Genomic DNA, 24,274 nt, shown 5'->3' with positions numbered 1-24,274 from the left:
ATGAAAAACGACAAAATGCTGTCAGAGCTGACGCTGGAAAATGTCAGCGTGTCGTTTCCCATCTATCATGGCGGATCGCGGTCCTTGAAGAAGAGCCTACTATTCCGTAGTTCCGGTGGCCATGTGGCAACCGACGCTAACCACCGCGTCGTCGTTGAAGCACTGCGAAACGTCTCGACGCATATCACCGCCGGCGATAGGGTCGCGCTGATCGGATCAAACGGCGCCGGCAAGACCACCTTGCTGCGCGTGATGGCCGGCATCTATGAGCCGCTTGTCGGCACGGTCCGCACTCGCGGGATGATCTCTCCGATGCTCGACATCGGTCTTGGCATCGACCAGGACATCAGCGGCTACGAGAATATCCGCATGCGCGGCCTGATCCTCGGCATGACGCCCGATGATATCGCCAGCAAAATGCAGGATATTTCCGACTTCACAGAGCTTGGCGAATATCTGGACATCCCGGTGCGCACCTATTCTTCCGGTATGATGACGCGATTGACTTTTGCGGTGGCGACCAGCTTTGCCCCCGAAATCCTGTTGATGGACGAGTGGATCATGGCCGGCGACGACAGCTTCATCACCAAGGCCAGGCATCGCATCGACAATTTCGTCGCGAAGGCGAGCATCCTAGTGCTCGCTTCCCACAGCGCCGAGACCTGCCGCCAGTTCTGCAACAAGGCCCTCTGGATGGATCAGGGCATGATCAAAGCTGCAGGTTCCCTCGAGGAGATCCTCGAAAGGTACGCGGAGAGGCAAAGAGAGCGCGTCGCAGTAGCGTGAACTACCGCTATAGCCGGCCAAATAACGCCCCGACGAAAAGGCCAAGATTGTCGACGAAGCTTTGCCGGTAGACACCGGACTTCCAGACCAACCACAGCCGCATCGGCCATGCGGTCTGACGGATCCTGGCGTAACGGTCGAGGACGAGTGCATTGTGCGGCGATAGCAGGTCTCGCATCCTGCCCAGCGCGTTCAGGTTGACGTCGTTCCACATCACCATGCGGCCGGACGCGAATGCTGACAGTCGGACAAGCCGCGCCCGCAGACCGATATTCGCCCCAACCAGATTGAGCCCATGTTGCCTATATCGGAGGCTGGGCCAGGGGTCATAATGCGCGGTGCCGCCGATCCCTGTCACGACCTGATAGGTCCACCAATCGTGCGATACCAGAGCAACGTCGATCGGCGTGGCCTGAAGCGCCAGCTTCGCCGCCCGATTGAACACCATGGTGTTGCCGCCGCCGATGTTCTGCACCAGCGCATTCTGAAACGTTGGCTCGCGTAAGAAGAGAGGTGAGAAGCCGATCAGCGCACCGCTCTCTTCGATCAACTCGGTTCGCGTAAAATACAGAGCCGGACGATCGCTCGGACGCGCTTCGAACCAGCTCACCGCCTTCGCAAGTTTCTCCGGAAACCAGACGTCGTCTTGGTCGCTGTAGGCGAACAGCTCGCCGTCGATATCGTCAGATCGGACCAACGACGCGAAATTCTGCCAGAAACCCATCTGCGGCCCTCGCCGCACCACCACCCGCTGGGGAACCTGCTTGGCAAACTCCTGGATGATCTGAATCGTATCATCCGTTGAGCCGTCGTCGGACACCAGCAATTCCCAGTTGCGATAGGTTTGCGCCTTATAGGAGTCGATTTGCTCCTGAATAAATGCGGCGCCGTTTCTGGTCGCGAGCAGAATGACGACTTTAGGGCTTGCTAACGGCAACTGGGAAGATTCCTGATTGAGCCTCTTACAGCCATCACCACGGCGACGCTGGAGCTCGGCTTCTCTTAGACTATCCATCTTATTCTTCAAATCGCGGATGAAAACCCCGCGGATTCCAGCCAAAATCGCGGACCGCCGGCGCGGGATCGAACACCATGTCCTTCGCCATCCGGGCGCCCATCGCGGCATTTGCATTCGGAAGGAACGGCTTTGCCAGGGCAAATGCCAGCCGCCAAACGAATGGCGGCGCGGATATGATCCGGCGCGGTTTACCGAGTGCGTCGAAAATCCGACCGACCATCTCACGATAGCTAATCGTCTCACCGCCCGGCAGCGCATAGGTTTTGCCGATTGCCGCCTCGCTTGCGGCCGCGGCAATGGCGCCGATCGCCAGGTCTTCGGCGTGCACGGGCTGCCGTAGCCCAGCACCTTTGCCCATCAACGGCAGCACGCCGAAGCGTCCACAGAGCCGCGCCAGCCGCGAGACGTTGCCGTCGCGGCCCTCCGCATAGATGATGGTCGGGCGCAGGATGGTCCAGCCGACATTGTAGCGCTCGCATGTGGCGATCAGCCGTCTCTCCCCCTCCGCAAGCCGCTGCAGCAGTTCGCGCTCCGATGCGATCTCGGAGTCTATCTTGGTGACGATGCTAGTGGAGGTGAAGGCGACAACGCGCTTCAGCGCCGTCGTATAGATGTGCGGCAGCGCATCCGCCAACAGGCCAACCTCCACCGTGCAATACAAGGTCTCGAACGAAGGCGGCTTCCAGGTTTCGGGCGCAGCGAGATCACCCTGGAGCCACACTGCTCCGCAATTGTTGTGCCGCGCCCGGGACAACGCCAGCGGCGTTTCACCGGACCTGACCAGATGCTCGACGATGTAGCCTCCGACGATCCCGGTGGCGCCCACAACGAAACTCTGCATCCCTAACTCACTGCGGCGGGCGCCTGTCGGCGGCCTTTATCCAACGGACCAGCATGCCCTATATCAGACGTCGCCACCTGCCACTACCGCCAGTTCCGCGCTTCATGAGGAGGCAAACCTTCAACCGACGGGCCCGGTCCCTCCTGCTGAATCAACTCGCCGAGCAGCACATCCGGGCGAGGGGAACCTCGATCTTCTCGCGTTCGGATCGTCATGGAGCCGGCCCAGATGCTGGTCGACGCAAAACCGAACGTGCCCGGTCGTTAGTCCTGATTGGGTGGCGCCGGGAGTTGGCAAGTTGGCAGCCCGGGCGCTCTATTAGCGTCCCTCGGCCGATCGCTTCAAGCCGCCCCCGCCGCACGGTCGGAAAGAGGCGCGGTTAGATCGCAACGGTCCAGCCGAAATGGCCCACTCTCCGGAATTGATCGCGTGGCCTGAATTGCGCTGCACGCGGTAAAATACGGACAAAAACCACCGTTCTGACTTTGCGATCGCCCGGAATTCGAGCCACACCTTGTCTAGCCATGTCAACGGCCCGATCCGCTTTCGTATTCTTAGTATTGGCTGCTCGACAAGCAGTGCCGTAAGCGTGCCTACCACGAGCGTAATAGCGAAAGCGAGGAGACCTTGCTCCAGAAGCTGAGAGGCAGGCCCGATGTCAGATGTTGAATTGGAAGGGCATACAGATAGACGTCAAAGGAAATATCGAGTCTGGGCGCGGTCCAGCGGGGCAGCGGGAGATCAATCAAGATGACGCAGACCGGCGCGATCACCACGAGAACGAACGTCTCGCTATGCCCGCACAACAGCAGCAAAAATGCGATCGAAAGAAAACAGGCGATCGCAGTCTACTTTGCCAGCCGCGTACCAACGCGGCAACGCCGACCCCGCTGGCGAAAAGAATTGCGCATATCAGACCCCGCTTCCCGAGACAAGACTAGAGTCGTCGCCCGGCGCTCTTGGCGCGCGACGACTAATCTCCCATCACAATCCGTGCTCTCTAGTCTGACCAAGAGTCGTTGGGTCATCAGCAAACAGCGAGGCGTCCCCCGAGCGCAAGCCACATTATTAGTTGACACTTTTCAGCCGTGGTCCCTCCCACCCTGAGCGAGTTCCAAGCAAGATTGAAATTAGCGGCGCATCATTTTGCTGCTTGATGCGCCCGCGGTCCGCGGCATCGTGCCAAGCTAGTCTTTACGGCCGCCGTCACCTTTGTGGGTGGCGCTAAGCGAGCGAGGACCTTTTCGCATATCGATCAGAGGATGTGAAAATCGCTCAGATGTAGCTGCAGGGTAGCCGTCGTCATATTTTGAATGACTGCGTTTTCATGCCCATCTTCCGCCGTGTGGGAAACAATGGAGGCGACGTCCGCAAATACCGTGTGGGTGAATTGAATAATATCGGCGCCCGGTTCAATTTTGGCGATGGTGTCTTGGCCGAAGTTCGGGCTGAACACAAATGTGTCGCGGCCGGCAGTGCCGATCATCAACTTGCTGTTCGCGTCGCCGAGGTAAACATTGTTGGACATGGCCTCGTTGGCGTTCGAGCTCGCGATCATCGTGGCGGTCAAGCCGATATGTCCGTCGCCGTTCAGGTCCTGGAAAGAACTCGGCTCGGCCGATTGCAACGCATAGTCAGCTCCTGATAGGGCTACTGTCGATGAGATGAAGTTGCCGCCGCTGTCGGTGGTCCAAATCGAATACATGTCGGAGCCCGTAACCTTCCAGACAACCTCGTACCCGCTTGCCGTCCGCTCCGCGCTGATCGGCAACCAGCTGCCAAACTGGCCCGCCACAAAGTCGGCACCAGAGACCTTAAGCGACGGGCCCGAGCCAGCGCTGTCGTAGAGGAAGAAATGATTGCCGGCCCCGGTCAGATGGGTTGATCCATTCGTCTCGATCACCGTGGTGGTCAGGCCGATATGTCCGTCGCCGTTCAGGTCCTGGAAAAAACTCGGCTCGGCCGATTGCAACGCATAGTCGGCCCCGGATAAGACTGCTGTCGATGAGATGAAGTTGCCGCTGCTGTCGGTGGTCCAGATCGAATACATGTCGGAGCCCGTGACCTTCCACGCGACCTCGTATCCGCCCGTCGTCTGCTCCGCGCTGATCGGCAACCAGTTGCCGAACTGACCCGCCACAAAATCGGCTCCAGAGGTTCTTAGCGACGGGCCCAACCCGGCGCTGTCGTAAAGGAAGAAGTGGTTGGCGCCCTCGGTCAGATGGGTTGATCCATTCGCTTCGATCACCGTGGTGGTCAGACCGATATGTCCATCGCCGTTCAGGTCCTGGGAAAAATTGGACTCCGCCGTTTGCAATGCATAGTCGGCTCCCGGCAAACCCGCCGTCGATGAGATGAAGTTGCCACTGCTGTCGGTGGTCCAGATCGAATACATGTCGGCCCCCGTGACCTTCCACGCGACCTCGTATCCGCCCGTCGTCTGCTCCGCGCTGATCGGCAACCAGTTGCCGAACTGACCCGCCACAAAGTTCACCCCGGAGGTCTTGAGCGAGGGACCCGACGAAGTACCGTTCGCATATAGGTAATAGTTGCTGCCGAGCAGCGTCAGGGTGGTCGCACCGAGCGACTCGATGACGACAGGAACGACCGCAACGCCGATCAGATCGGACGTGCTTATCGCGATATTGCCCGTGAGATCGATCGCAAAGTCGGCGAGGCGATCGCCATTGGTGTCGCCCTGCAGCGTGGTGACGCCAAGCGAACTGTTGTAGCTGTAGTTGAGTTCACCGGCAGATCCGTCGAAAGCGGAAAGGCCGATGAAATGGAAAAGATCGTAACCGGCCGTACTGCTGATCGCGTCGATTCCGTGGAGGTCGATCTTGTCTGTGCCCGACGTGAAGTCGGTGATGCGGTCATGTTGTCCGCTAGCAGCCGGGCTGTCGCTGAGCGCAAATACAAAGGTATCGGCGCCGCCTCCGCCGGTCAGCGTATCGGTGCCACGTCCGCCCTTCAGCACGTTGGCGATTGCATTACCGATGAGCGTATCGTTGCCCGAGCCGCCGTTCGCGTTGTCGATATAGGACCGCGCGTCGCCGTTGTACAAATACGCGTTGAAGATGTTGCCCTGCGCATAGTGGCCGTTGCCGAGATAGGCGAGCTGAGTCGTCGAGGTGATCGACGATGCGCCCGGGTTAAGGTTGATCGTGACCGCCGTTGCGTAGTTCGACAGGTCATAGGTATCGATGCCGTTGCCATCCCAGATCGTCTCGAAGATGCGGTCGGCCGATCCGCCAATGCCATTGCCCGGCGCGAGTTGGGCCGCGCCGTTGATAAATTCCTGACCGGTCGTCGGACTCCAGGAGTAGACCGTGTTTTCGCTGTGGGTCGAGAAGTTCGCGCCGTACATCGTCTGCAGTGCGAGAATATCGTTGGCCATATAGGTCTGCGAATACCCATAGGCTTCGTTGGTGTAGCCGCTCGTGGTGGAAGCACCGACATAGCTGCGATAGCTCATGACGGTGTATTCGCTGTCGTCATGCGCGCTCGGCACCGCGACATTGGCGGGGCCGCCTGCCTCCTGACTGTGCTTCAAGCCAAGGGCGTGTCCGAGCTCGTGCAACGCAGTCGTGAAATAGTAATTGCCAAGTGCAGCCTGCGAATAGTTGTAGGCAGTTCCGAACCAGACATCGCCGCCGGCCGCGTAATTGCCGGGGTAATAGGCGTAGGATGTCGGATTGGCGGCCGGCGACTGCGCGACCATGATGTCGGCGCCGTTCGTCCCGGCGTACTGGATGTTGGCGTTGGTGTAGCCGAGGATCAGTCCGATCGCGTAATTGATCGCCGTCTGCATCTGACTCGGCGCCGAGGCAAAACCCGACGTCGTTGGCTCACTGCTGCCGCCGCTGTAGGGACTGGCGTAGTCGCTTGCAGCGTCCGGAAAGCTGTAGGTGATCGTGCCGGACCATTTGTAGCCCGACAACAAGCCGTCGATATCTGAGTTGTTGGTCGCACTTACGTTGACGGCGGTGGCCAAGGGAACCTCCGAAGCAGCAAACCCCATGTTCGATTCGGGGCGCGACAGGTGATTCTAGCTGGAGGAGTAAACGTTTGGTTTAATTTTGGCGAGCCGGTCCGGACTCCTTCCATAAGGCCGTGTTAGCCATCAAATCCCGTATTCATACGGGCCAGGACAAGGATGCTGGTTCCGGCTAACTGCCGTGTTGCGAGTGAAATCATGAAACGATGTTCCCTCTCGGCCGGTCTGTTCGGCGCCCTGATGACGCTGGCCGGGCCGGGCCATCTGCCTTTCGGAGGACTGCCTGTCGTGGTCGGAAAAGCCAATGCAAATGAGAGTGGCAAGGAAGGCGGCACAGCGGGGCGTGCCCCCTCCGTTCCATTGGCCCGCGACCCCTCCGCTGCGGTCGCGGAGGAGTACGAATCGGCCCGTCGCTTGGGAACGCGGGAGGCGTTCGAGCTGTTCATTGCGCGCCACCGTGATGACCCGCTGGCCGAGCGGGCGCGCGCCGAGCTGAAACAGCTGGCGCGCTGATCCTTCGCCGGCACCCCTCAGGCATTGCATTCGACAGGCGGCATCCGCGCGGCCCTGACCTGCCGCGTGATGTCTTGCTGCATGGTCTTTCGGCACTATGGTAGGCCCGCAATCAGTCCCGGAGCCCATCAAGATGCCCTTTCCGCATGCCTCGGAAGCCCTGTCACGCTTCACCGTGCTCGATCTGACCCGCGTCCGGTCCGGGCCCACCTGCGTGCGGCAGCTCGCGGACTGGGGCGCCAACGTGATCAAGATCGACGCGCTCACCGAGGATGCCGGCGGCGAGCAGCCGGGCGGACCGCGGCGGGGCTCCGACTTCCAGAACTTGCATCGCAACAAGCGGGCGATGACGCTGAACCTCAAGGACGAGCGCGGGCTCGCCGTGTTCAAGGGCCTCGCCGCCAAGGCCGACGTTGTCGTGGAGAATTTCCGCCCGGACGTGAAGAAGAAGCTCGGAATCGATTATGAGGGCCTCGCCAGGATCAATCCGCGCATCGTCTACGGCAGTATCTCCGGCTTCGGCCAGGACGGGCCCTACCACAAGCGTCCGGGCTTCGATCAGATCGCGCAAGGCATGGGCGGGTTGATGTCGATCACCGGCGCGCCGGGCGAAGGGCCGATGCGGGTCGGCATTCCGGTCGCCGACCTCACCGCCGGTCTATTCTGCGCCATGGGCATCCTCACCGCACTGCTGGAGCGCGAGGTCTCGGGCAAGGGCCAGTGGGTGCAGACCTCGCTGCTGCAGGCCCAGATCTTCATGCTCGACTTCCAGGCCGCACGCTGGCTGATGGAGAAGGAAGTGGCAAAGCAGGCCGGCAACAACCACCCGACCAGCATTCCGACCGGCGTGTTCAAGACCTTGGACGGCTACATCAACATCGCCACTACGGGCGGCCGGATCTGGGAGCGCTGCGCGCAGGCGATCGGCGCGCCGGAACTCTACAGCCATCCCGACTATCTGACCGCGCCGGCCCGCTCCAAGAATCGCGACGCGCTCAATGCCGAGATCGAGAAGCGTACCTTGACGAAGTCCACCGAGACCTGGGTCCGTGAACTCAACGAGGCCGGCGTGCCCTGCGGGCCGATCTACGCCATCGACCAGATGTTCGAAGACGAGCAGGTCAAGCATCTCGGCATCGCGCAGGAGGTGCCGAATGACGAGGGTCGCGACATCCGTCTGGTCGGCCAGCCCGTGACGCTGTCGCGCACGCCGAGCAGGATGGTGGCGCGGCCGCCGGAATTCGGCGAGCAGACCGACGAGGTTCTCACCGAGTTCGGTTTTTCTCGAGAAGAAATCGTCGCTCTCAAGGCCGCGAGGGTTGTGTGAGCTTCATGCAAGGCCGAGAGGGATGGCAGACTGAATGGGTCGGTCCGGCGACCTGCGGGCTATCGTGGAGCTTTTTCGCCCGAAGCCCCTAGATCAGCTGAAGAAGGGCGCACCACCGGCTCTCGGGCGGGCGGTGGCTCATTGAGGTCGCGAGCCCATGGGGCGCTGGTCCGAACTGCCCTGTCTGAGGAAGTCTGCTGGGAGCTCACGCATGACGAAACAAAAAGGCTGACCAAGACCGCCAAAGCATGAGCCGCGAATTTCTTCTCGTTCTTAGTCATGGGAAACTACCCGTGCGTTCGTGGAGACTCCTCCTGCGATGTTTTTATCCTATATAAGCTGCGCGCCGAGCGAAAGCGTTGGGTGGGGCGACCTAAGCCGGTCCGCTTTCAAAGCTACGGTGAGGAATTGGCACGTCGACTTCTCATTTTCCTATGGCCATGTGGCCTGTCTGACGTGCCGCTCTGTTTACGCTCGTTCAATTCGGCCCGCCGTGGCTCGCAAGCCGGAGAATTCCACTCTATCGCTTGCGGCGAAGTATTTGCGCAATGGAGAACACAATAGTGTGCCTACTTATCTTTGTCTGAAGCTCCCGCCGTACCGGAGCACTGGTTTCGTCCGACCGCGGTATTGGCACATTAAATCTGGCGGAAATCATTGCCGAAAGCCTAGAGGGAACAACTGACTACGATTTCTGTTCTCGGCTCGAAGCAGTCAGATTAGAGGGTGTAGGCCGATCTCACACTGGCGAATGATCTTGCAGCGCGGGAACTCTCGCGTTCAGAATTGAAAATTAAGGCCATCTGCTGACTGAAGATTTACTCAATTGGAGCGACGCGGGCGTGGCGTCCGCGTCAATCCGACACGGGCGAGCAAACCGTCAATCACAGGCCAAAACAGGAGCACGATCGCCAACGTCGTGATCGAGCCGACCAGTCCGTTCGACCAGAACACCTTGAGATCGCCGCCGGCGCCGATCATCGACAGACGGAAGGCATCCTCGGCGCGGTTGCCGAGCACGAGCGCCAGCGTGAACGGCGCGAGCGGAATGCCGATCTTCTTGAAGACGTAGCCAACGACGCCGAAGCCGAGCATCAGCCAGATGTCGAACATCGCGTTCTGGATCGCATAGGCGCCGATCGCGCATGACACCACGATCATCGGCGCCACCGCGGCGAACGGCACGCGCAGGATCGAGGCGAAGATCGGCACCGTCGTCAGCACCAGCACGAGGCCGACGACATTGCCGAGATACATCGAGGCGATCAGGCCCCAGACGAAGTCTTTGTGCTCGACGAACAGCAACGGTCCCGGATTGAGCCCCCACACCATCAACCCGCCGAGCAGGATCGCGGCGGTTCCGGAGCCGGGAATGCCGAGCGCCAGCATCGGCAGCAGCGCCGCGGTGCCGGAGGCATGCGCCGCCGTCTCCGGCGCGAACACGCCCTCGATCCGGCCCTTGCCGAAGCTCTCCGGGTCCTTGGAGAAACGCTTGGCCAGATTGTAGCCCATGAAAGAGGCTGCGATCGCGCCGCCCGGGGTAATGCCAAGCCAGCAGCCGATGAAGGAGGAGCGCAGCAGCGTCACCCAGTATTTCGGCAGGTCCTTCCAAACGCTCAGCACGACGCGCAGCGAAATGCTCGCCGCGTGTCCGCGCAGCGCGAGGCGCTCCTCCATCGTCAGCAGGATCTCGCTGATGCCGAACAGGCCGATGACGGCGACGAGGAAGTTGATGCCGCGTAAAAGTTCGGACGAGCCGAAGGTCATGCGCAGATTGCCCGACACCGTGTCCATGCCGATGCCGGCGAGCAACAGCCCCAGCGACATCGAGATGACAGTCTTGTGCTTGGCCTCGCGCCCGAGACCGACGAAGGAGCAGAAGGTCAGCAAATATACCGCGAAGAACTCGGGCGGGCCGAACTTCAGCGCAAAGGACGAGATCATCGGGGCGAGGAAGGTGATCAGGAGCACCGCGACCAGCGAGCCGATGAAGGAGGACGTGAACGCCGCCGTCAGCGCCTCCGCCGCCCTGCCCTGCTGCGCCATCGGATAGCCGTCGAAAGTGGTCGCGACCGACCAGGCCTCGCCCGGGATGTTGAACAGGATCGAGGTGATCGCGCCGCCGAACAGCGCGCCCCAGTAGATGCAGGACAGCATCACGATCGCCGAGGTCGGATCCATCGTGAAGGTGAGCGGCAGCAGGATCGCAACGCCGTTGGGGCCGCCAAGGCCCGGCAGCACGCCGACGAAGATGCCGAGCACCAGCCCGACCATCATCAGCACGAGCGTCTTCCACGTCAGCAGGACGGCGAAGCCATGAAGCAAGAGACCGAAAGCTTCCATCGCGGGCCCGCCTAGTAGCCGAAGGCCGCTTCGAGCGGCCCTTTCGGCATGATAACGTCGAAGGCGATGTCGAAGGTGACGAACATGATCGCCGTGAATACGACAGCGGTGAGCAGCGACTTCCACAGCGCGATCTTGCCGACGAGACGCATGAAGCTGGCGATCAGCAGGAAGCTCGCGACATAGAGGCCGAGAAACTGCGTCGTCAGGCAGAACAGCAGCGTCGGCAGGAACACCGCCATCACGCGGCGGGCTTGCGCGCGCGTGACGAAGGTTTCGGGTGCCGCGCGGTGCGCGACCAGCGCCACGATCAGGCCGTAGAGGCTGGCACCACCGAGAATGACGGAGAGGTAGAACGGGAAATAGCCGGGCTCCGGCCCGGTCGAATCCCAGGAGGCGCCGGTGCGCCAATTGTCGTAGCCGAGCGTGGCGGCCAGCGCGAGCAACAGGAGACAGACGAATATCTCGATCGTGCCGGAGGAGACGACGGAAGGCGAGTCGTCTTCGGGCGCGGTCGGATCGTCGACGACAATTTCAAGATCGGTTTGGGGCATGAGCCATCAGGTGCAAACTGCGTTCCCCCTCTCCCCGCTTGCGGAGAGAGGGTTGGGGTGAGGGGGAGTCTCAACGGGGACGGCGAGAGCTGGACTCGCGGAGAGAGCCCTCACCCAACCCTCCCAGCGCGAGCGAAGCTCGTCGCGCTCCCGCAAGCGGGGAGAGGGAGAAGCCAAAGCTACTTCGCGACGAACCCGGCTTCCGTCATCAGCGACTTGTTGACTGCATCGTCCTCCTCGAGGAATTGCACCATGTCCTTGCCGGTGAGGAAGATCGGCTTCAGCGCCTGTTTTTCCATGTAGTCCTTGTATTCCGCGGTCTGTGTCACCTTGTGGAACAGCTCGACATAGAACGCCTGCTGCTCAGCGGTGACCTTGCCGGGCAGGAACATCGCACGCAGCATCAGATACTGCACATCGACGCCCTCCTCCTTGCAGGTCGGGATGTCGGCCCAGGACTGCGTCTCCGTCACTTTGCTGGTGTAGGAGATTCGCTCCTTGTCGAACACGCAGAGCGGACGCACCTGGCCCGCGCGCCAGACTTCGAGATTTTCGGATGGATTGTTGACGTTGGATTCGGTGTGGTTGCCGACGAGTTGGGTCGCGGCCTCGCCGCCGGACTTGTAGGGCAAATAGGAGAATCTCGCGCCGGTCTTCTGCTCGAGGAACACGGTCAGCACGTGATCCTCGCGCTTCGAGCCGGTGCCGCCCATCTTGAATGGCGCGCTCGCCGCCTTCGCCGCGGCGACGAACTCCTTCACCGTCTTGGGACCCGCGCTGTTGTCCCACAGCACGAACTGGTCAAGCGCGATCACCGAAACCGGGGTCAGCTCACGCCAGTTGAACGGGATCTTTGCCGACAGCGGCAGCATGTAGATCAGCGAATAGGCGATCAGCACCTTGTTGGGGTCGCCCTCACTGGATTTCATGTACATCAGCGCTTCGGCGCCGGAAGCTCCGCCCTTGAGCGAGACCACGATCGGCTGCTTCATCAGATTGTTCTTCTGGATGGCGGCCTGCATCATCCGCGCCATCTGGTCGGAGGCGCCGCCCGCGCCTGCCGCCACCACGATCTCGACCGGTTTGGTCGGCTCCCACCCAGCCAAGGCCGGCGCGCTCAACGATAGCACTGCTGCGACGCCAACAGCTTTCATTAGGATTCGCACGAGTTTCGTCCCCTGGATTGTTGGCTTTGTTTGCCAGGAATTTATCGATGCATTGTGCGGACTAATGCGGGCGAGTTCAAGCACACAGGCATCCGCTGTCACTGACTTTCGACTGATGAAGCCAAGCCCGAGATTCGCTACTTGCCCTTCCAGTTCAGCGTGCGCTAGTTGAGGAAGGCGTCCATTCCCACGCGGAAATCTTCGCTTATAGGGGCCTCGAGGATCAGGTCCTCGCCATCCTCGCGCGCGACCGCGGGCGGCGGATATGGCGCACCGCTTCACCGGCAGCTTCCCCCGCGTGAGCGCATGGCGAGCGACATGGATATGTTGCCTAATGGCCACGATGGCTGAAAATGCAAAGCGGAACAGGCCAGAACCCGGCGCGAATGGATAGCCGTTCATTGCAGGCTGTTGCGGCGCCATGAGATCATGTCGCAGGGTATAGGGGCATCAGTACGTGCCCGGGTTGCATGCTCGCGATAATTTCATTGCTGATTTGAGAAGATTAGATGGCCGAACCGATGGCAGGTGGGCGGATCGGATACGGGCTGCGATCCGTCGTGCGCCACTCCTTGGCGACCCTGCTGGCGACCACTGCGCTCGGCGTGGTCGCCGCGCGAGCCGTCGACGGCACCTGGGCCGGCGGCAGCAGCGACTGGACGAATGGCACGAACTGGTCATCCAACCCGGTCGTGCCGGACGGGACCGCAACGTTCACCAACACCGGAAGCACAGCGGTCGACAACAATAACGGTGTCGTTGTCATTGGCACGGTCCAGTTCACGAGCATCGCCCAGGCCTACTCCATCACGATTGGCAAGCCGTTCACCGTCAACGCGGCAGGCATTGTCAACAATTCCGGGACGACGCAGAATTTCGAAGTCACCTCCGGCAACAGTCTGGTGTTCCAGAACAGCAGTACCGCGCGCGGCGGCGTCGGGGCTGGAGCCGTCATCATCACGAACGACGCCGGCGGCCAGATCGATTTCTTCACCAGCGCTTCGGCCGGCAGCACCACGATCAACAACCTCACTTCGGCGACGCTGAACTTCCACAACACCACGACCGCCGCCACTTCGACCATCACCAACGACGGAACGGTGAACTTCGACGGCTCCAGCACGGGCGGCAGCGCGCGTTTCGTTAACAATGCCGGTGGCACGGTCGATATTTCCGGCCTGACCAGCGGCGGGATGACCGCGGGCTCGATCGAAGGCGCCGGCAATTACGTGCTTGGCGCCAAGACCCTCACCACAGGCAGCCTCAACACCTCGACCCAGGTCGACGGCGTGATCTCCGGCATCGGCGGCGGACTGACCAAGGTCGGCACCGGCACGATGACGCTGACCGGCCTCAACAGCTACACCGGCGCGACGACGATCTCGGCGGGGACGCTTGCGATCTCCGGCTTCGGCAGCATCGCGAGCTCCAGCATCGTCACGGTGAACGCGACGTTCGATATCTCGGCAGTGACCCCGTCATCCGCCGCGATCACGACACTCGCCGGCAGCTCGAGCGGCGTCGTCAACATGGGCGGCAACGGGCTGTTCATCACCAACGGCTCGACCGAGTTCGCGGGCGTGATCCAGGGCACCACCGGTGGATTTGACGTCGCTGGCGGAACGCAGACCCTCTCCGGTGTGAACACTTACGCCAATGCCACACAGATCGATGCCGGCGCGACGTTGGCGCTGAAAGGCGGCGGATCGATCGCGAACTCGGCGAGCGTCACGTTCACGCCAGGCGCAGGCGGCACGTTCGACATCTCGCAAACAACCTCCGGCACGTCGGTGAACGCTCTGTTCTCCTTGACCGCTGGCGGCAGCGTCGCACTTGGATCGAAGACACTGACAATCACCAGTGGCAGCTTCTTCGGCGGCGTCATTCAGGATGGCGGCATTGCGGGCGGCACCGGTGGCAACGTCGTGATCGCCAACGGCGCCACCCAGCAGCTCTACGGCACCAACACCTATACCGGCACCACGACCATCGCGAGCGGCGGCGAGCTCGATCTCATCAATTTCGGCGGCAGCGATGGCAGCATCGCGAGCTCGAGCAATGTCATCGCCAACGGCATCTTCGACATCTCGGCCCTGAGCACGGGAACCTCGATCAAGTCGCTGGCGGGCTCCGGTAACGTCAACATCGGGGCCAACACACTGACGATCACCAACGGCATTGGCAATTTTGCGGGCGTCATCGACGACGGCGGCGCGGGTGGCGGCCTCACGCTGACCGGTGGCACGCAGGCACTGTCCGGCGCCAACACCTATACCGGCGCCACCACGATCAACGGCGGCAAACTCGTCGTGGACGGCTCGATCCTGAGCCCGATCACCGTCAATGCCGGCGGCACACTCGCCGGCGGCGGTACGCTGCCTGGCCAGGGCGTCGTCGGCAACGTCGCGATCAATGGCGGCACGCTCGCGCCCGGCAGCAGCACGAACTCGTTCGCACTGCTAACGATCAACGGCCCCCTCAGCTTCACGGCGGCCTCGACCTATCTCGTGCAGATCTCCTCCGGCAATGCCAGCCTCGCCAATGTCAACGGCGCGGCCACGCTCGGCAACGCGACGGTGAGCGCGATGTTCGCCTCGGGCACGATCAAGAAGCAGTACACGATCCTGTCCGCGACCGGCGGTTTTGGCGGCACCTCCTTCAACGCAGCCGTCCTCTCCAACATGCCGACGATCAACGCGTCGCTGAGCTACGGCACCAACAATGTGTTCCTCAACATCGGCGTCAACTTCGCGCCGAGCGGGGGCGGCCTCACCGTCAACCAGCAAAACGTTGCGAACACGCTGACCAACTTCTTCAACTCGACCGGCGGCATTCCGGCAGCCTTCGCTGCGCTGACGCCGGCCGGACTGACCACGGCCTCGGGCGAACTCGGCACCGGCATTATCCAGTCCGCGATCAATGCCGACGGGCAATTTCTCAATCTGATGCTCGACCCGACCGTCATCGGCCGCTCGGGCGGTTTCGCCAAGGCGGGCAGCGTGGCGCAATTCGCCGCGAGCGACGACGCGGCCGCCTATGCGTCCATGCGCCCGGCCAACGCGCGCGAGCGCGAGGCTTATGCGATGGCGACCAAGGCACCGCTGCTCGTCTCGCAGCCGGCCAGCCGCTGGAGCCTCTGGACTGCCGGCTATGGCGGCTCGGCACAAGTCGGCGGCAATGCGCCGGTCGGCTCGCAAGACCTGACCGCACGGGCCTGGGGCGGCGCGGCCGGTGCCGACTACAGGGTTTCGGTCGACACGCTGGTCGGCTTCGCGCTCGGCGGCGGTGGACTGAGCTACTCGCTCGCCAACGCGATGGGTTCGGGCTCGGCAGACCTGTTCCAGGCCGGCGTCTACGGCCGGCACAATTTCGGGCCGGCCTATATCTCCGCCGCGCTCGCTTATGGCTGGCACGACGTTACCACCAACCGCACCGTGGCGCCCGGCGGCTTCGACCAGCTGCAGGGCCGCTTCAAGGCCGACACCTTCTCGTCCCGCTTCGAGGGCGGCTACCGCTTCGCGACGCAGATGATCGGCCTCACCCCCTATGCGGCGGCACAGGTGACGAACTTCAACCTGCCCAACTACTCCGAAGTCAGCCTCAATGGCGGCGGGCTGTTCGCGTTGAACTATGCCTCGCAATCGCTGACTGACCCCCGCTCCGAGCTCGGCCTGCGCACCGACAAATCGTACGCGATGCAGAACGGCGTGCTAACGCTGCGCGGTCGCGCCGCCTGGGCGCACGATTACAATCCGGGCCGCGCCGTCACCGCGCTATTCCAGACCCTGCCGGGCACCAGCTTCGTCGTGAACGGCGCCCGGGTCGACTCCGACTCCGCGCTGGTCAGCGCCAGCGCCGAGATGAAATGGCTGAGCGGCTTCTCGATCGCCGGCACCTTCGACGGCGAGTTCTCCGGCAACGTCACCAGCTATGCCGGCAAGGGCGTGTTCAAATACGCTTGGTGAGCCGACGTCGTGAGTTGACGAGGCCCCCTACTTCCCGCCTGCCATTGGCCGGAGACGCCCAAGATCACCCTGACGCGGCCGGTTGCCACATCACTCAGCGACGTGGTCTGCGGCACCTGGACGTCCAGCTGGTCGACGAACAAGAACGGCATGCCGGCTTCGCATAAAGGGAGAAGCGGGCAATTGTGATTCCGACAGGCGGAACCACTTGAATTGAATAGTTGCACGGCGCAATCGGCAGAGGACGCGCGCTACTTGCCCTTCCAGTTCGGCGTGCGCTTGTTGAGGAAGGCGTCCATTCCCTCGCGGAAATCTTCGCTCATATAGGCCTTAAGGATCAGATCCTCGCCTTCTTCGCGCGAGAGCGTGCGGCGGATGCGGCGCACTGCCTCCTTGGTCGCCTCAAGCGTCAGCGGGGCGTGGCTCGCCACGAGCCTGGCGGTTTCGTCGGCGCGGCGCTGCAGCGTCTCGACATCAGAGACGATCTCGTTGAGGAGGCCGAGCGCCAGAGCTTCCGGCGCCTCGACGAGGCGCGCCTTGAAGATCAGATCCTTGGTGCGGGCGGGGCCGACCAGCGAGACGACGCGGCTGATGTTCGACATCGACAGGCAGTTGCCGAGCGTGCGGGCGATCGGAAAGCCGATGCGCGTCGCTTCAGTCCCGATGCGGAGGTCGCAGCAGGCCGCAATTCCGGCGCCGCCACCGGTGCATGCCCCCGCGATCGCCGCGATCACGGGCACGCGGCACTGCTCCAGCGTGCCGAGCACGCGGTCGATCCTCGCTTCATAGTCGAGTGCGTCCTGCGCGGTTTTGAACGCACGGAATTGAGAAATGTCGGTGCCGGAGGCAAACGCCTTGTCGCCAGTGCCGGTCAGGATCAGCGCCTTGATCGAGCGGTCGGTGTTGATCTCCTGGCAGATCTCCGCCATGCGCTCGTACATGGCGAAGGTCAGTGCGTTGCGCGCCTGCGGGCGGTTGAAGGTGATCCGCGCGATGCCGTCCGTGACGGAGTAGAGCAGGTCTTCGTTGGCGGTCGTCGGTGCGTTCATCGCGCGCTCTCTTTTCTCGAAGTTGGCTCAGGCAACCTGGGCCTTCAGGCCACCTGAGCTTTGGTCATCGGCACCGCGTCGCGTCCCTTCAGGACGTCCATGGCCGCCAACACGCCGCCGCTCCGGTGCGGGATCTTTGCAAGATCGAGGCCCATCTCGACGCCGGCGAGCGTCCCCATCAGCATCAGGTCGTTGAAATGGCCGATATGGCCGATGCGGAACACCTTGCCCTTAAGCTTGTTCAGGCCAGTGCCGAGCGACATGTCGAAGTTTTCCAGCACCACCTTGCGGAAGGCATCGGCGTCATGGCCATCAGGCACGCGCACGCCGGTCAGCGCCGGCGAATGCGCGGCAGGATCGGCGCACTGCGTCTCCAGGCCCCAGACCTTGATCGCGGCGCGCGTCGCCGCGCTGTGGCGCTTGTGGCGGGTCCAGACGTTCTCGAGCCCCTCCTCTTCCAGCATCTTGATCGCCTCGCGCAGGCCGTAGAGCAAATTGGTGGCCGGCGTATAGGGGAAGGTGCCGAGCTTGTTGAAGCCGATGACCTCCTGCCAATCCCAATAGGAGCGCATGCCGGGGTTGGCCTTGGCCACCGCGAGCGCCTTCTCCGAGACGGCGTTGAAGCCGAGGCCCGGCGGCAGCATCAGGCCCTTCTGTGAGCCGGCGACCGAGACGTCGATGCCCCAGGCATCGTGCTCGTACTCCATCGAGCCGAGGCCGGAGATGGTGTCGACCATCAACAGCGCCGGATGCTTGACCCGGTCGAGCAGCTTGCGCACCTCCAGCGGCGGCGTCACGCAGCCGGTCGAGGTCTCATTGTGGACGACGCAGACCGCCTTGATCGTGTGCTGCTTGTCGGCGGCAAGGCGCTTCTCGATCTCGGCGAGATCGGCACCATGGCGCCAGTCGCTCGGGATGAAGTCGACGTCGAGCTTGAACTTGTCGGCGATGCCGCGCCACAGCACAGCGAACTGGCCGGTCTCGCACATCAACACCTTGTCGCCGGGGGCGAGCACGTTGACCATCGCAGCTTCCCAAGCGCCGGTGCCGGACGAGGGGAAGATGATCACGGGCTGCTTGGTGCGGAACACCCGCTGCATGCCGGCGAGGACGGCGAAACCGAGCTCTGCGAACTCCGGACCGCGGTGATCCAGCGTCGGCATGTCCATGGCCCGCAGCACCCGGTCGGGCACGTTGGTCGGTCCTGGAATCTGGAGAAAATGCCTTCCAGTGTGCACGGTCATCGGCGTCCTTCCCGGTCTTTGAGTCTGTCTTTTGCGTCTGTCTTGGCTTTGAGCTCAACTTGACTTCGAGCCCTTTGGCCTCAAGGGGTGCGCAAGCCGCTCGAATATCACTATTCGCCGGGCTTGTCCCTCGCCCGGCGGGGTCCGTCAATGCACAAGAAGCAGGGCTCGCCTTGCCAAGGGCCGTGACCGAAGGCAAGACGGGGGCGGCGAACAGGCAAGAGCGGACCATGGCGGCGGAAGTGCCCGGGAAATCACAGGAATCGGCCAAAAAGGACGGCATCGCGGCCCGTCTGGCCCGGGAAGTGACCGGCGACGTCCTGTTCGACGCTTTCAGCCGGGGCCGCTACGCCACGGACGCGTCCTTCTATCAGATCGTGCCCACTGGCGTAGTGGTGCCGCGCATCATGGACGAGGCCTTGCGGGCGCTGGCGATCGCGCGCGACGAGGGATTGAAGGTGACCCCGCGCGGCGGCGGCACCTCGCAATGCGGCCAGACCGTCAATGACGGTCTCGTGGTCGATCTCTCGAAGCACCTGAACCGGATCCTGTCGCTCGACGTCGAAGGGCGCACCTGCGTTGTCGAGCCCGGCATCGTGCTCGACGACCTCAACCGCCAGCTGAAAAAGCATGGCCTCTGGTTTCCGGTCGACGTCTCCACGGCCTCGCGCGCCACCATCGGCGGCATGGCGGGCAACAATTCCTGCGGCGGGCGTAGCCTGCGCTACGGCACCATGCGCGACAACACGCTGTCGATGGAAGCCGCGCTTGCCGACGGCACGCTGAGCCAATACGGCGAGGTGTCGCGCGATCTCTCCGATCTCGATGCGAACGGCAGCGCCCGTGCCCTATTCCGCGACATGCTCGATCTCGGCGCCCGCGAGGCCGGGGAGATCGCCGCGCGCTTTCCAAAAGTGCAGCGCCGTGTCGGCGGCTACAATCTCGATGCGCTGGTGCCGCGCAACGCCCGCAACAACATGGCGCATCTGCTGGTGGGTTCCGAAGGCACGCTGGCGTTCACCACCAAGGTCGAGCTGAAGCTCTGGCCCGTGATCCGCAACAAGGCCCTCGGCGTCTGCCATTTCGGCAGCTTCTACGAGGCGATGGATGCGGCTCAGCATCTGGTCAAGCTGAAGCCGATCGCGGTCGAGCTGGTTGACCGCACCATGCTCGCGCTCGGCCGTGACATCGCGATGTTCCGGCCCATCATCTCCGCCGCGATCAAGGGTGATCCGGATGCGGTGCTGGTGGTCGAGTTCGCCGAGGAGGACCAGGCGGACAATTTCGTGCGCCTGAAGCAGCTCGGCGAGCTGATGGGCGATCTCGGCTTCAACTGGAATAACGACAAGCGCAAATGGGGCGGCGTGGTGGAAATCACAGAGCCCGCACTCCAGAGCGGGATCGCCGATTTCCGCGCCGCCGGCCTCAACGTCATGATGTCGATGAAGCAGGAAGGAAAGCCCGTCTCCTTCGTCGAGGACTGCGCCGTGCAGCTGCCGCATCTCGCCGACTACACCGCGCGGCTGGGCGAGGTGTTTGCCAAGCACGGCACCAGCGGCACCATGTATGCTCACGCCTCCGAAGGCTGCCTGCATGTGCGGCCCGTGCTGAATTTGAAGCTGGAGAAGGACGTCAAGGCGATGCGGGCCATCGCCGAGGAAGCCTTCGAACTGGTGCGCGAGTACAAGGGCTCGCATTCCGGCGAGCACGGAGATGGCCTGGTGCGCTCCGAATTCCACGCAACCATGTTCGGCGAGCGCCTCGTCGCCGACTTCCGCGAGGTGAAGCAACGCTTCGATCCCGATGGCGTGCTCAATCCCGGCAAGATCGTCGACGCTCCCAGGATGGACGACCGCTCGCTGTTTCGCTTCAAACCGGACTATCGCGTCGCTGAGCTCAAGACAAAACTCGACTGGTCCGCTTATCCCGGGGCCGGCGGCGGTTTCCAAGGCGCGGTCGAGATGTGCAACAACAACGGCGCCTGCCGCAAGCTCGAGGGCGGCGTGATGTGTCCGTCCTACCGGACGACGCGCAACGAGAAGGACGTGACGCGAGGCCGCGCCAACACGCTGCGCCTCGCAATCTCCGGCCAGCTTGGCGCGGGCGCACTCTCCTCCGACGAGATGATGGAGACGTTGAAGCTCTGCGTGTCCTGCAAGGCCTGCCGCCACGAATGTCCGACCGGCGTCGACATGGCCAAGATGAAGATCGAGGTGCTGGCCGCACGCGCGGCCTCGCACGGTCTGACCTTGCGCGACCGGCTCGTCGCCTATCTCCCGCGCTATGCGGGCCTCGCCTCACGCTTCGCGGCGCTGGTAAATTTGCGCAACCGCAGCCCGCTGCTGCGAAAGCTGTTCGAGCGCTTTGCCGGCATCAGCGCGCGGCGGGCGCTGCCCGCCTTCCGCAGCGACGTGTTCGCGCCGCCTGCCGAAGCGGTCGGGCCGGAGACTGGCCGCGAGGTCGTGCTGTTCGCCGATACCTTCAACCGCATCTATGAGCGCGAAAATCTCGACGCCGCGTTGCGCGTGCTCGCAGCCGGCGGCTATCGCGTGCATCTGCCGAAGCCCGCGAGCGGCAGCCGTCCGCTGTGCTGCGGCCGCACGTTCCTGTCAGCTGGCCTCGTCGACGAAGCCAGAGCCGAACTCGATCGTCTCGTCGCCGCATTCGCGCCCTTTGCCGGGCGCGGCGTCCCGATCGTCGGGCTTGAGCCAAGCTGCCTTTTGACCTTGCGCGACGAGCTCGCCTCGCTGCGCAAGGACGATGACGCCAAGGCGGTTGGCGCCCACGCGCTGACCTTCGAGGAATTCCTGGTGCGCGAGGCCGAGGCCGGCCGGCTGAAACTGCCGCTCGGCCCCCTTGCCGACAAAGCCCTGGTGCACGGCCATTGCCATCAAAAGTCCTTCGGCGCCTTCAAGCCGGTCGAGCAGGTGCTGCGCCTCATCCCTCGCCTTGAGGTCGAGACCATCGAGTCAAGCTGCTGCGGCATGGCCGGCGCCTTCGGTTATGGCGCGGACACCTACGATGCCTCGATGGAGATGGCCGAGCTGTCGCTATTGCCCGCCGTGCGGCGCGCGGATCAGGCGACGCTGATTGTTGCCGACGGCACCTCCTGCCGGCACCAGATCCACGACGGCGCCCAGCGCGAGGCGCTTCACGTCGCGCGCGTGCTCGCGATGAGCCTCGATCGTGCGAAGACCCAATCCACAACCCCTCCCATTGCAAAGGAAACCAATCGTGGCTGACCTCACCCTCGACACCGCCCGCAAGATCCTCGACGCCGCCTTCGCGAAATCCACCGAGTTGAAGCTGAAGCCGCTCGTCGTCACCATCCTCGACGCACGCGGGGTGCTCAAGATCGCCGCGGCGCAGGACGGCACCAGCCTGATGCGCGCCGAGATCGCGCACGGCAAGGCCTATGGCGCGCTCGCATTGGGCATGGGCTCGCGCGCTCTCTTCCAGCGCGCGCAGGAGCAGGCCTATTTCATCGACGCCATGAACACCATGGCCAAGGGCGCGCTGGTGCCGGTCCCCGGCGGCGTGCTGATCATGGACGGCACGACGCTGCTCGGCGCCGTCGGCGTCTCCGGCGACACCTCGGACAATGACGAGGCGTGTGCCGTGGCGGGCATCCAGGCTGCGGGGTTGAAGGCCAACGCGGGATAGTGATCGTCCACGCACGCAGAGCTCCTGCGCTTCACAAGACGTTATGGAGTGCGTCGCGTAGGATCGCCTGTCGGGGGTTCGAGTCCCTAGAGGGCTACCCACGTTCCCCCCTGTCCAGACCGGAGACATAGGTAACAGGTCGTACCTAAGACATGGGTGACAACCTCGTGCCGAACGGGTTGTCGAGGGGTTTCAAAGTCGTTTACTCCAAAAGTCGATCCAGTTTGAGGCCGCTGGTCAGCGATCTGCTGTGTTCCGGCGAGACGCATCCATGGCCTGGCCATTGTTGCTTGGCTCGCGCTGTCGCCGTCAACCCCGCGCGTGCCGCGCCCCTGTGGGCTTCGGGGGTTGACCGCGACAGCGGAGCAAGCAAAGGGCCTGCCATGCCAAGAATGCACGAGAGCGCGTCGCGCTCAGGGCGCTGCGGTGGCAACTGAGACATCGGTGACGGGCTTCGGGCCGAACGGGTTGTCGAGCGGCTGCAAGGTTTTCTGCTCCAGATCGAAGTAACCGAGATCGTAGTGCATGAAGCTGACGAGCCAAATGCCCTCGTCGACCTCCTTGATGCCGAGCTTCTGACCGGCCAGCACGGTTGAGATGTTGATCTTCTTGCGATGCAGGCAGAGCCGCCCGCAAGCGGTGACGACAATGTCGCGGTCGTGGAAGGGGTAAGTCAATTCGGGCAGGCCGTCATAGACGCGCGTTGAAGCGGTGTAGAGCTCGGCGGGGCACTTCATGCCGAGTGCCTCATGGGGCCGCTCGGTGTTGAATTCGTGCACGAAGGCATCGAAGCGTTCCTGCTGCTGCAGGCTGTTGAAGCCTGGTGGGCGGGTCGCTTCCTTTTTGAGGGTGAGGTGCATGCGCTCGTGCCGGCCGTTCTGCTGCGGACGGCCCGGCTTGATGCGCTCAATGGCAATGCCGAGCCGGAGCCACCAGACCGAAAGCTTCGACAGATTGAACAAGGCGTTGGGGCTGGCAAAGGGCACGCCGTTGTCGGAGCGAATGGCCAGTGGCAGGCCGCGCTCGTGGAACAAGCGCTCGAAGGCGGTTATGGCGGGGTCTTCGCGCGTCGAGTCGAGCGCCTCGCTCAGCAACAGGAAGCGCGAGGCGTTATCGCTGACCGTCAAGGGAAAGCAGTAGCGGCCATTGCCGAGCTTGAACTCGCCCTTGAAGTCGGCGCACCAGAGATCATTGGGGGCCGTCCCTTGCGACAGCGGCGTGCCGCGCGCACGGTGGCGCGGTCCGCCGCCGCGTTTGACCAGGCCGTGGCGATCGAGCACCGCATGAATGGTGCTTTTGGCCGGCACGCGAACATCGCCATCGAGCCGGCGCACCAGCAACTCGCGGATCTTGCGCGCACCCCAATGCGGCTTCTCGGCCTTGAACTGGACAATCAGGGTCTCGATCTGGGCCGGCAATTGGTTGGCGTAGCGAACCGGCCGTCGGGAGCGGTCGTTCAGCGCCTCGAGCCCGTGTTCCTTGTAACGATCGAAAATCTTGTAGCCGGTCTTGCGGGAGATGCCGAACTCCCGGCACACATCCGTCATGGCTTCCCCGTCCAACAGCCGGGCGACAAAGCGAAGGCGCTCTTCCATTACCGAACTCGCTTTCCACGGCATCTACACCTCCCGCAGAACAAAAGCGGAAAGTGTAACCCATGTGTCCGGTACGAACTGTCACCTATGTCTCGGGTCGCTCACCCCGACATTTCCCTGGTGAGTTTATGGTGTCTGTCTCTTAGCCCTGCGCGGAGCCAGTTTCTCCCTGCCCTCCCCGGCGCGGGGAAGAAACAAGCAGGAAAAATTGAT

Annotated in this window: 15 protein-coding genes and 1 pseudogene; 6 read left to right on the top strand and 10 right to left on the bottom strand. The window is 62.8% G+C overall.

The genetic code is table 11. The annotated features are described in order from the left end of the window. A complete protein-coding gene (locus tag BRA1253DRAFT_RS34325) occupies positions 1-786 on the top strand; it encodes an ABC transporter ATP-binding protein (RefSeq protein ID WP_007601914.1) in 786 nt (261 codons plus the stop codon). Between the two features lie 7 nt (positions 787-793). On the opposite strand, the gene BRA1253DRAFT_RS34320 is transcribed toward BRA1253DRAFT_RS34325, so the two are convergent. The 3 genes from BRA1253DRAFT_RS34320 to BRA1253DRAFT_RS34305 all read right to left on the bottom strand — a co-directional run bounded on the left by BRA1253DRAFT_RS34320 (position 794) and on the right by BRA1253DRAFT_RS34305 (position 6,639). After that, positions 794-1,801, bottom strand: coding sequence for a glycosyltransferase family 2 protein (locus BRA1253DRAFT_RS34320; protein WP_245286034.1), 1,008 nt, complete (start codon positions 1,799-1,801; stop codon positions 794-796). Position 1,802: 1 nt separating this feature from the next. Then, positions 1,803-2,645: an NAD(P)-dependent oxidoreductase gene (locus BRA1253DRAFT_RS34315; protein WP_007601911.1), complete on the bottom strand. Its 843-nt coding sequence runs from the start codon at positions 2,643-2,645 to the stop codon at positions 1,803-1,805. Between the two features lie 1,255 nt (positions 2,646-3,900). Further along, positions 3,901-6,639 carry a M10 family metallopeptidase C-terminal domain-containing protein gene (locus tag BRA1253DRAFT_RS34305; protein WP_007601910.1) on the bottom strand — a complete coding sequence of 913 codons (2,739 nt, stop codon included), beginning with the start codon at positions 6,637-6,639 and terminating at the stop codon, positions 3,901-3,903. 201 nt (positions 6,640-6,840) lie between these two features. Here BRA1253DRAFT_RS34305 and BRA1253DRAFT_RS34300 point away from each other — a divergent pair, with 201 nt between their 5' ends. Continuing rightward, entirely contained in the window at positions 6,841-7,155 is a 315-nt protein-coding gene (locus tag BRA1253DRAFT_RS34300; protein WP_035994526.1) for a hypothetical protein, read from the top strand. A 133-nt stretch (positions 7,156-7,288) separates the two neighbouring features. Next, entirely contained in the window at positions 7,289-8,482 is a 1,194-nt protein-coding gene (locus BRA1253DRAFT_RS34295) for a CaiB/BaiF CoA-transferase family protein (protein ID WP_007601908.1), read from the top strand. Between the two features lie 822 nt (positions 8,483-9,304). Here BRA1253DRAFT_RS34295 and BRA1253DRAFT_RS34290 read toward each other — a convergent pair. From BRA1253DRAFT_RS34290 to BRA1253DRAFT_RS34280, 3 genes are all read right to left on the bottom strand, one after another. Next, a complete protein-coding gene (locus tag BRA1253DRAFT_RS34290; protein WP_007601907.1) occupies positions 9,305-10,825 on the bottom strand; it encodes a tripartite tricarboxylate transporter permease in 1,521 nt (506 codons plus the stop codon). A gap of 11 nt (positions 10,826-10,836) precedes the next feature. After that, a complete protein-coding gene (locus tag BRA1253DRAFT_RS34285) occupies positions 10,837-11,379 on the bottom strand; it encodes a tripartite tricarboxylate transporter TctB family protein (RefSeq protein WP_007601906.1) in 543 nt (180 codons plus the stop codon). Between the two features lie 179 nt (positions 11,380-11,558). Continuing rightward, positions 11,559-12,533, bottom strand: a complete 975-nt coding sequence (locus BRA1253DRAFT_RS34280) for a tripartite tricarboxylate transporter substrate binding protein (protein WP_007601905.1) — start codon at positions 12,531-12,533, stop codon at positions 11,559-11,561. 521 nt (positions 12,534-13,054) lie between these two features. On the opposite strand from BRA1253DRAFT_RS34280, the gene BRA1253DRAFT_RS34275 reads away from it, so the two are divergent. Further along, the gene (locus BRA1253DRAFT_RS34275) at positions 13,055-16,510 is read left to right on the top strand and encodes an autotransporter domain-containing protein (RefSeq protein ID WP_007601903.1); all 3,456 of its coding nucleotides are present in this window, start codon (positions 13,055-13,057) and stop codon (positions 16,508-16,510) included. Positions 16,511-16,542: 32 nt separating this feature from the next. On the opposite strand, the pseudogene BRA1253DRAFT_RS42385 reads toward BRA1253DRAFT_RS34275, so the two are convergent. The 3 genes and pseudogenes from BRA1253DRAFT_RS42385 to BRA1253DRAFT_RS34265 all read right to left on the bottom strand — a co-directional run. Further along, positions 16,543-16,671: pseudogene (locus tag BRA1253DRAFT_RS42385) on the bottom strand (GspMb/PilO family protein); the annotation flags it as partial. Between the two features lie 90 nt (positions 16,672-16,761). After that, a complete protein-coding gene (locus tag BRA1253DRAFT_RS34270; protein ID WP_007601901.1) occupies positions 16,762-17,559 on the bottom strand; it encodes an enoyl-CoA hydratase/isomerase family protein in 798 nt (265 codons plus the stop codon). A gap of 44 nt (positions 17,560-17,603) precedes the next feature. Beyond that, on the bottom strand, positions 17,604-18,803 hold the full coding sequence (locus BRA1253DRAFT_RS34265; protein ID WP_007601899.1) for an alanine--glyoxylate aminotransferase family protein: 1,200 nt from the start codon (positions 18,801-18,803) through the stop codon (positions 17,604-17,606). 230 nt (positions 18,804-19,033) lie between these two features. Here BRA1253DRAFT_RS34265 and BRA1253DRAFT_RS34260 point away from each other — a divergent pair, with 230 nt between their 5' ends. Both BRA1253DRAFT_RS34260 and BRA1253DRAFT_RS34255 read left to right on the top strand, forming a co-directional pair. Next, positions 19,034-22,045, top strand: coding sequence for an FAD-binding and (Fe-S)-binding domain-containing protein (locus BRA1253DRAFT_RS34260; RefSeq protein WP_051058554.1), 3,012 nt, complete (start codon positions 19,034-19,036; stop codon positions 22,043-22,045). Next, positions 22,038-22,466 (top strand): heme-binding protein, encoded by a 429-nt coding sequence (locus BRA1253DRAFT_RS34255; RefSeq protein ID WP_007601896.1) that lies wholly within the window; start codon positions 22,038-22,040, stop codon positions 22,464-22,466. The genes BRA1253DRAFT_RS34260 and BRA1253DRAFT_RS34255 overlap by 8 nt, the downstream gene beginning before the upstream one ends. A gap of 413 nt (positions 22,467-22,879) precedes the next feature. On the opposite strand, the gene BRA1253DRAFT_RS34250 is transcribed toward BRA1253DRAFT_RS34255, so the two are convergent. Continuing rightward, positions 22,880-24,085, bottom strand: coding sequence for an integrase core domain-containing protein (locus tag BRA1253DRAFT_RS34250; protein WP_007601895.1), 1,206 nt, complete (start codon positions 24,083-24,085; stop codon positions 22,880-22,882). Positions 24,086-24,274 lie beyond the last annotated feature (189 nt).

This window comes from Bradyrhizobium sp. WSM1253, assembly GCF_000244935.1.
In the GTDB taxonomy this organism is placed as follows: Bacteria; Pseudomonadota; Alphaproteobacteria; order Rhizobiales; family Xanthobacteraceae; genus Bradyrhizobium; species Bradyrhizobium canariense.
The sequence above is the reverse complement of the archived record's forward strand: the minus strand, read 5'-3'. Positions and strand labels throughout refer to the sequence as shown.

What these genes read in the sequence shown, in the direction of transcription:
- BRA1253DRAFT_RS34325 (WP_007601914.1), top strand. Translation starts at nt 1, where the DNA reads ATGAAAAACGACAAAATGCTGTCAGAGCTGACGCTGGAAAATGTCAGC.
- BRA1253DRAFT_RS34320 (WP_245286034.1), bottom strand. Translation starts at nt 1,801, where the DNA reads ATGGATAGTCTAAGAGAAGCCGAGCTCCAGCGTCGCCGTGGTGATGGC.
- BRA1253DRAFT_RS34315 (WP_007601911.1), bottom strand. Translation starts at nt 2,645, where the DNA reads ATGCAGAGTTTCGTTGTGGGCGCCACCGGGATCGTCGGAGGCTACATC.
- BRA1253DRAFT_RS34300 (WP_035994526.1), top strand. Translation starts at nt 6,841, where the DNA reads ATGAAACGATGTTCCCTCTCGGCCGGTCTGTTCGGCGCCCTGATGACG.
- BRA1253DRAFT_RS34295 (WP_007601908.1), top strand. Translation starts at nt 7,289, where the DNA reads ATGCCCTTTCCGCATGCCTCGGAAGCCCTGTCACGCTTCACCGTGCTC.
- BRA1253DRAFT_RS34290 (WP_007601907.1), bottom strand. Translation starts at nt 10,825, where the DNA reads ATGGAAGCTTTCGGTCTCTTGCTTCATGGCTTCGCCGTCCTGCTGACG.
- BRA1253DRAFT_RS34285 (WP_007601906.1), bottom strand. Translation starts at nt 11,379, where the DNA reads ATGCCCCAAACCGATCTTGAAATTGTCGTCGACGATCCGACCGCGCCC.
- BRA1253DRAFT_RS34280 (WP_007601905.1), bottom strand. Translation starts at nt 12,533, where the DNA reads ATGAAAGCTGTTGGCGTCGCAGCAGTGCTATCGTTGAGCGCGCCGGCC.
- BRA1253DRAFT_RS34275 (WP_007601903.1), top strand. Translation starts at nt 13,055, where the DNA reads ATGGCCGAACCGATGGCAGGTGGGCGGATCGGATACGGGCTGCGATCC.
- BRA1253DRAFT_RS34270 (WP_007601901.1), bottom strand. Translation starts at nt 17,559, where the DNA reads ATGAACGCACCGACGACCGCCAACGAAGACCTGCTCTACTCCGTCACG.
- BRA1253DRAFT_RS34265 (WP_007601899.1), bottom strand. Translation starts at nt 18,803, where the DNA reads ATGACCGTGCACACTGGAAGGCATTTTCTCCAGATTCCAGGACCGACC.
- BRA1253DRAFT_RS34260 (WP_051058554.1), top strand. Translation starts at nt 19,034, where the DNA reads ATGGCGGCGGAAGTGCCCGGGAAATCACAGGAATCGGCCAAAAAGGAC.
- BRA1253DRAFT_RS34250 (WP_007601895.1), bottom strand. Translation starts at nt 24,085, where the DNA reads ATGCCGTGGAAAGCGAGTTCGGTAATGGAAGAGCGCCTTCGCTTTGTC.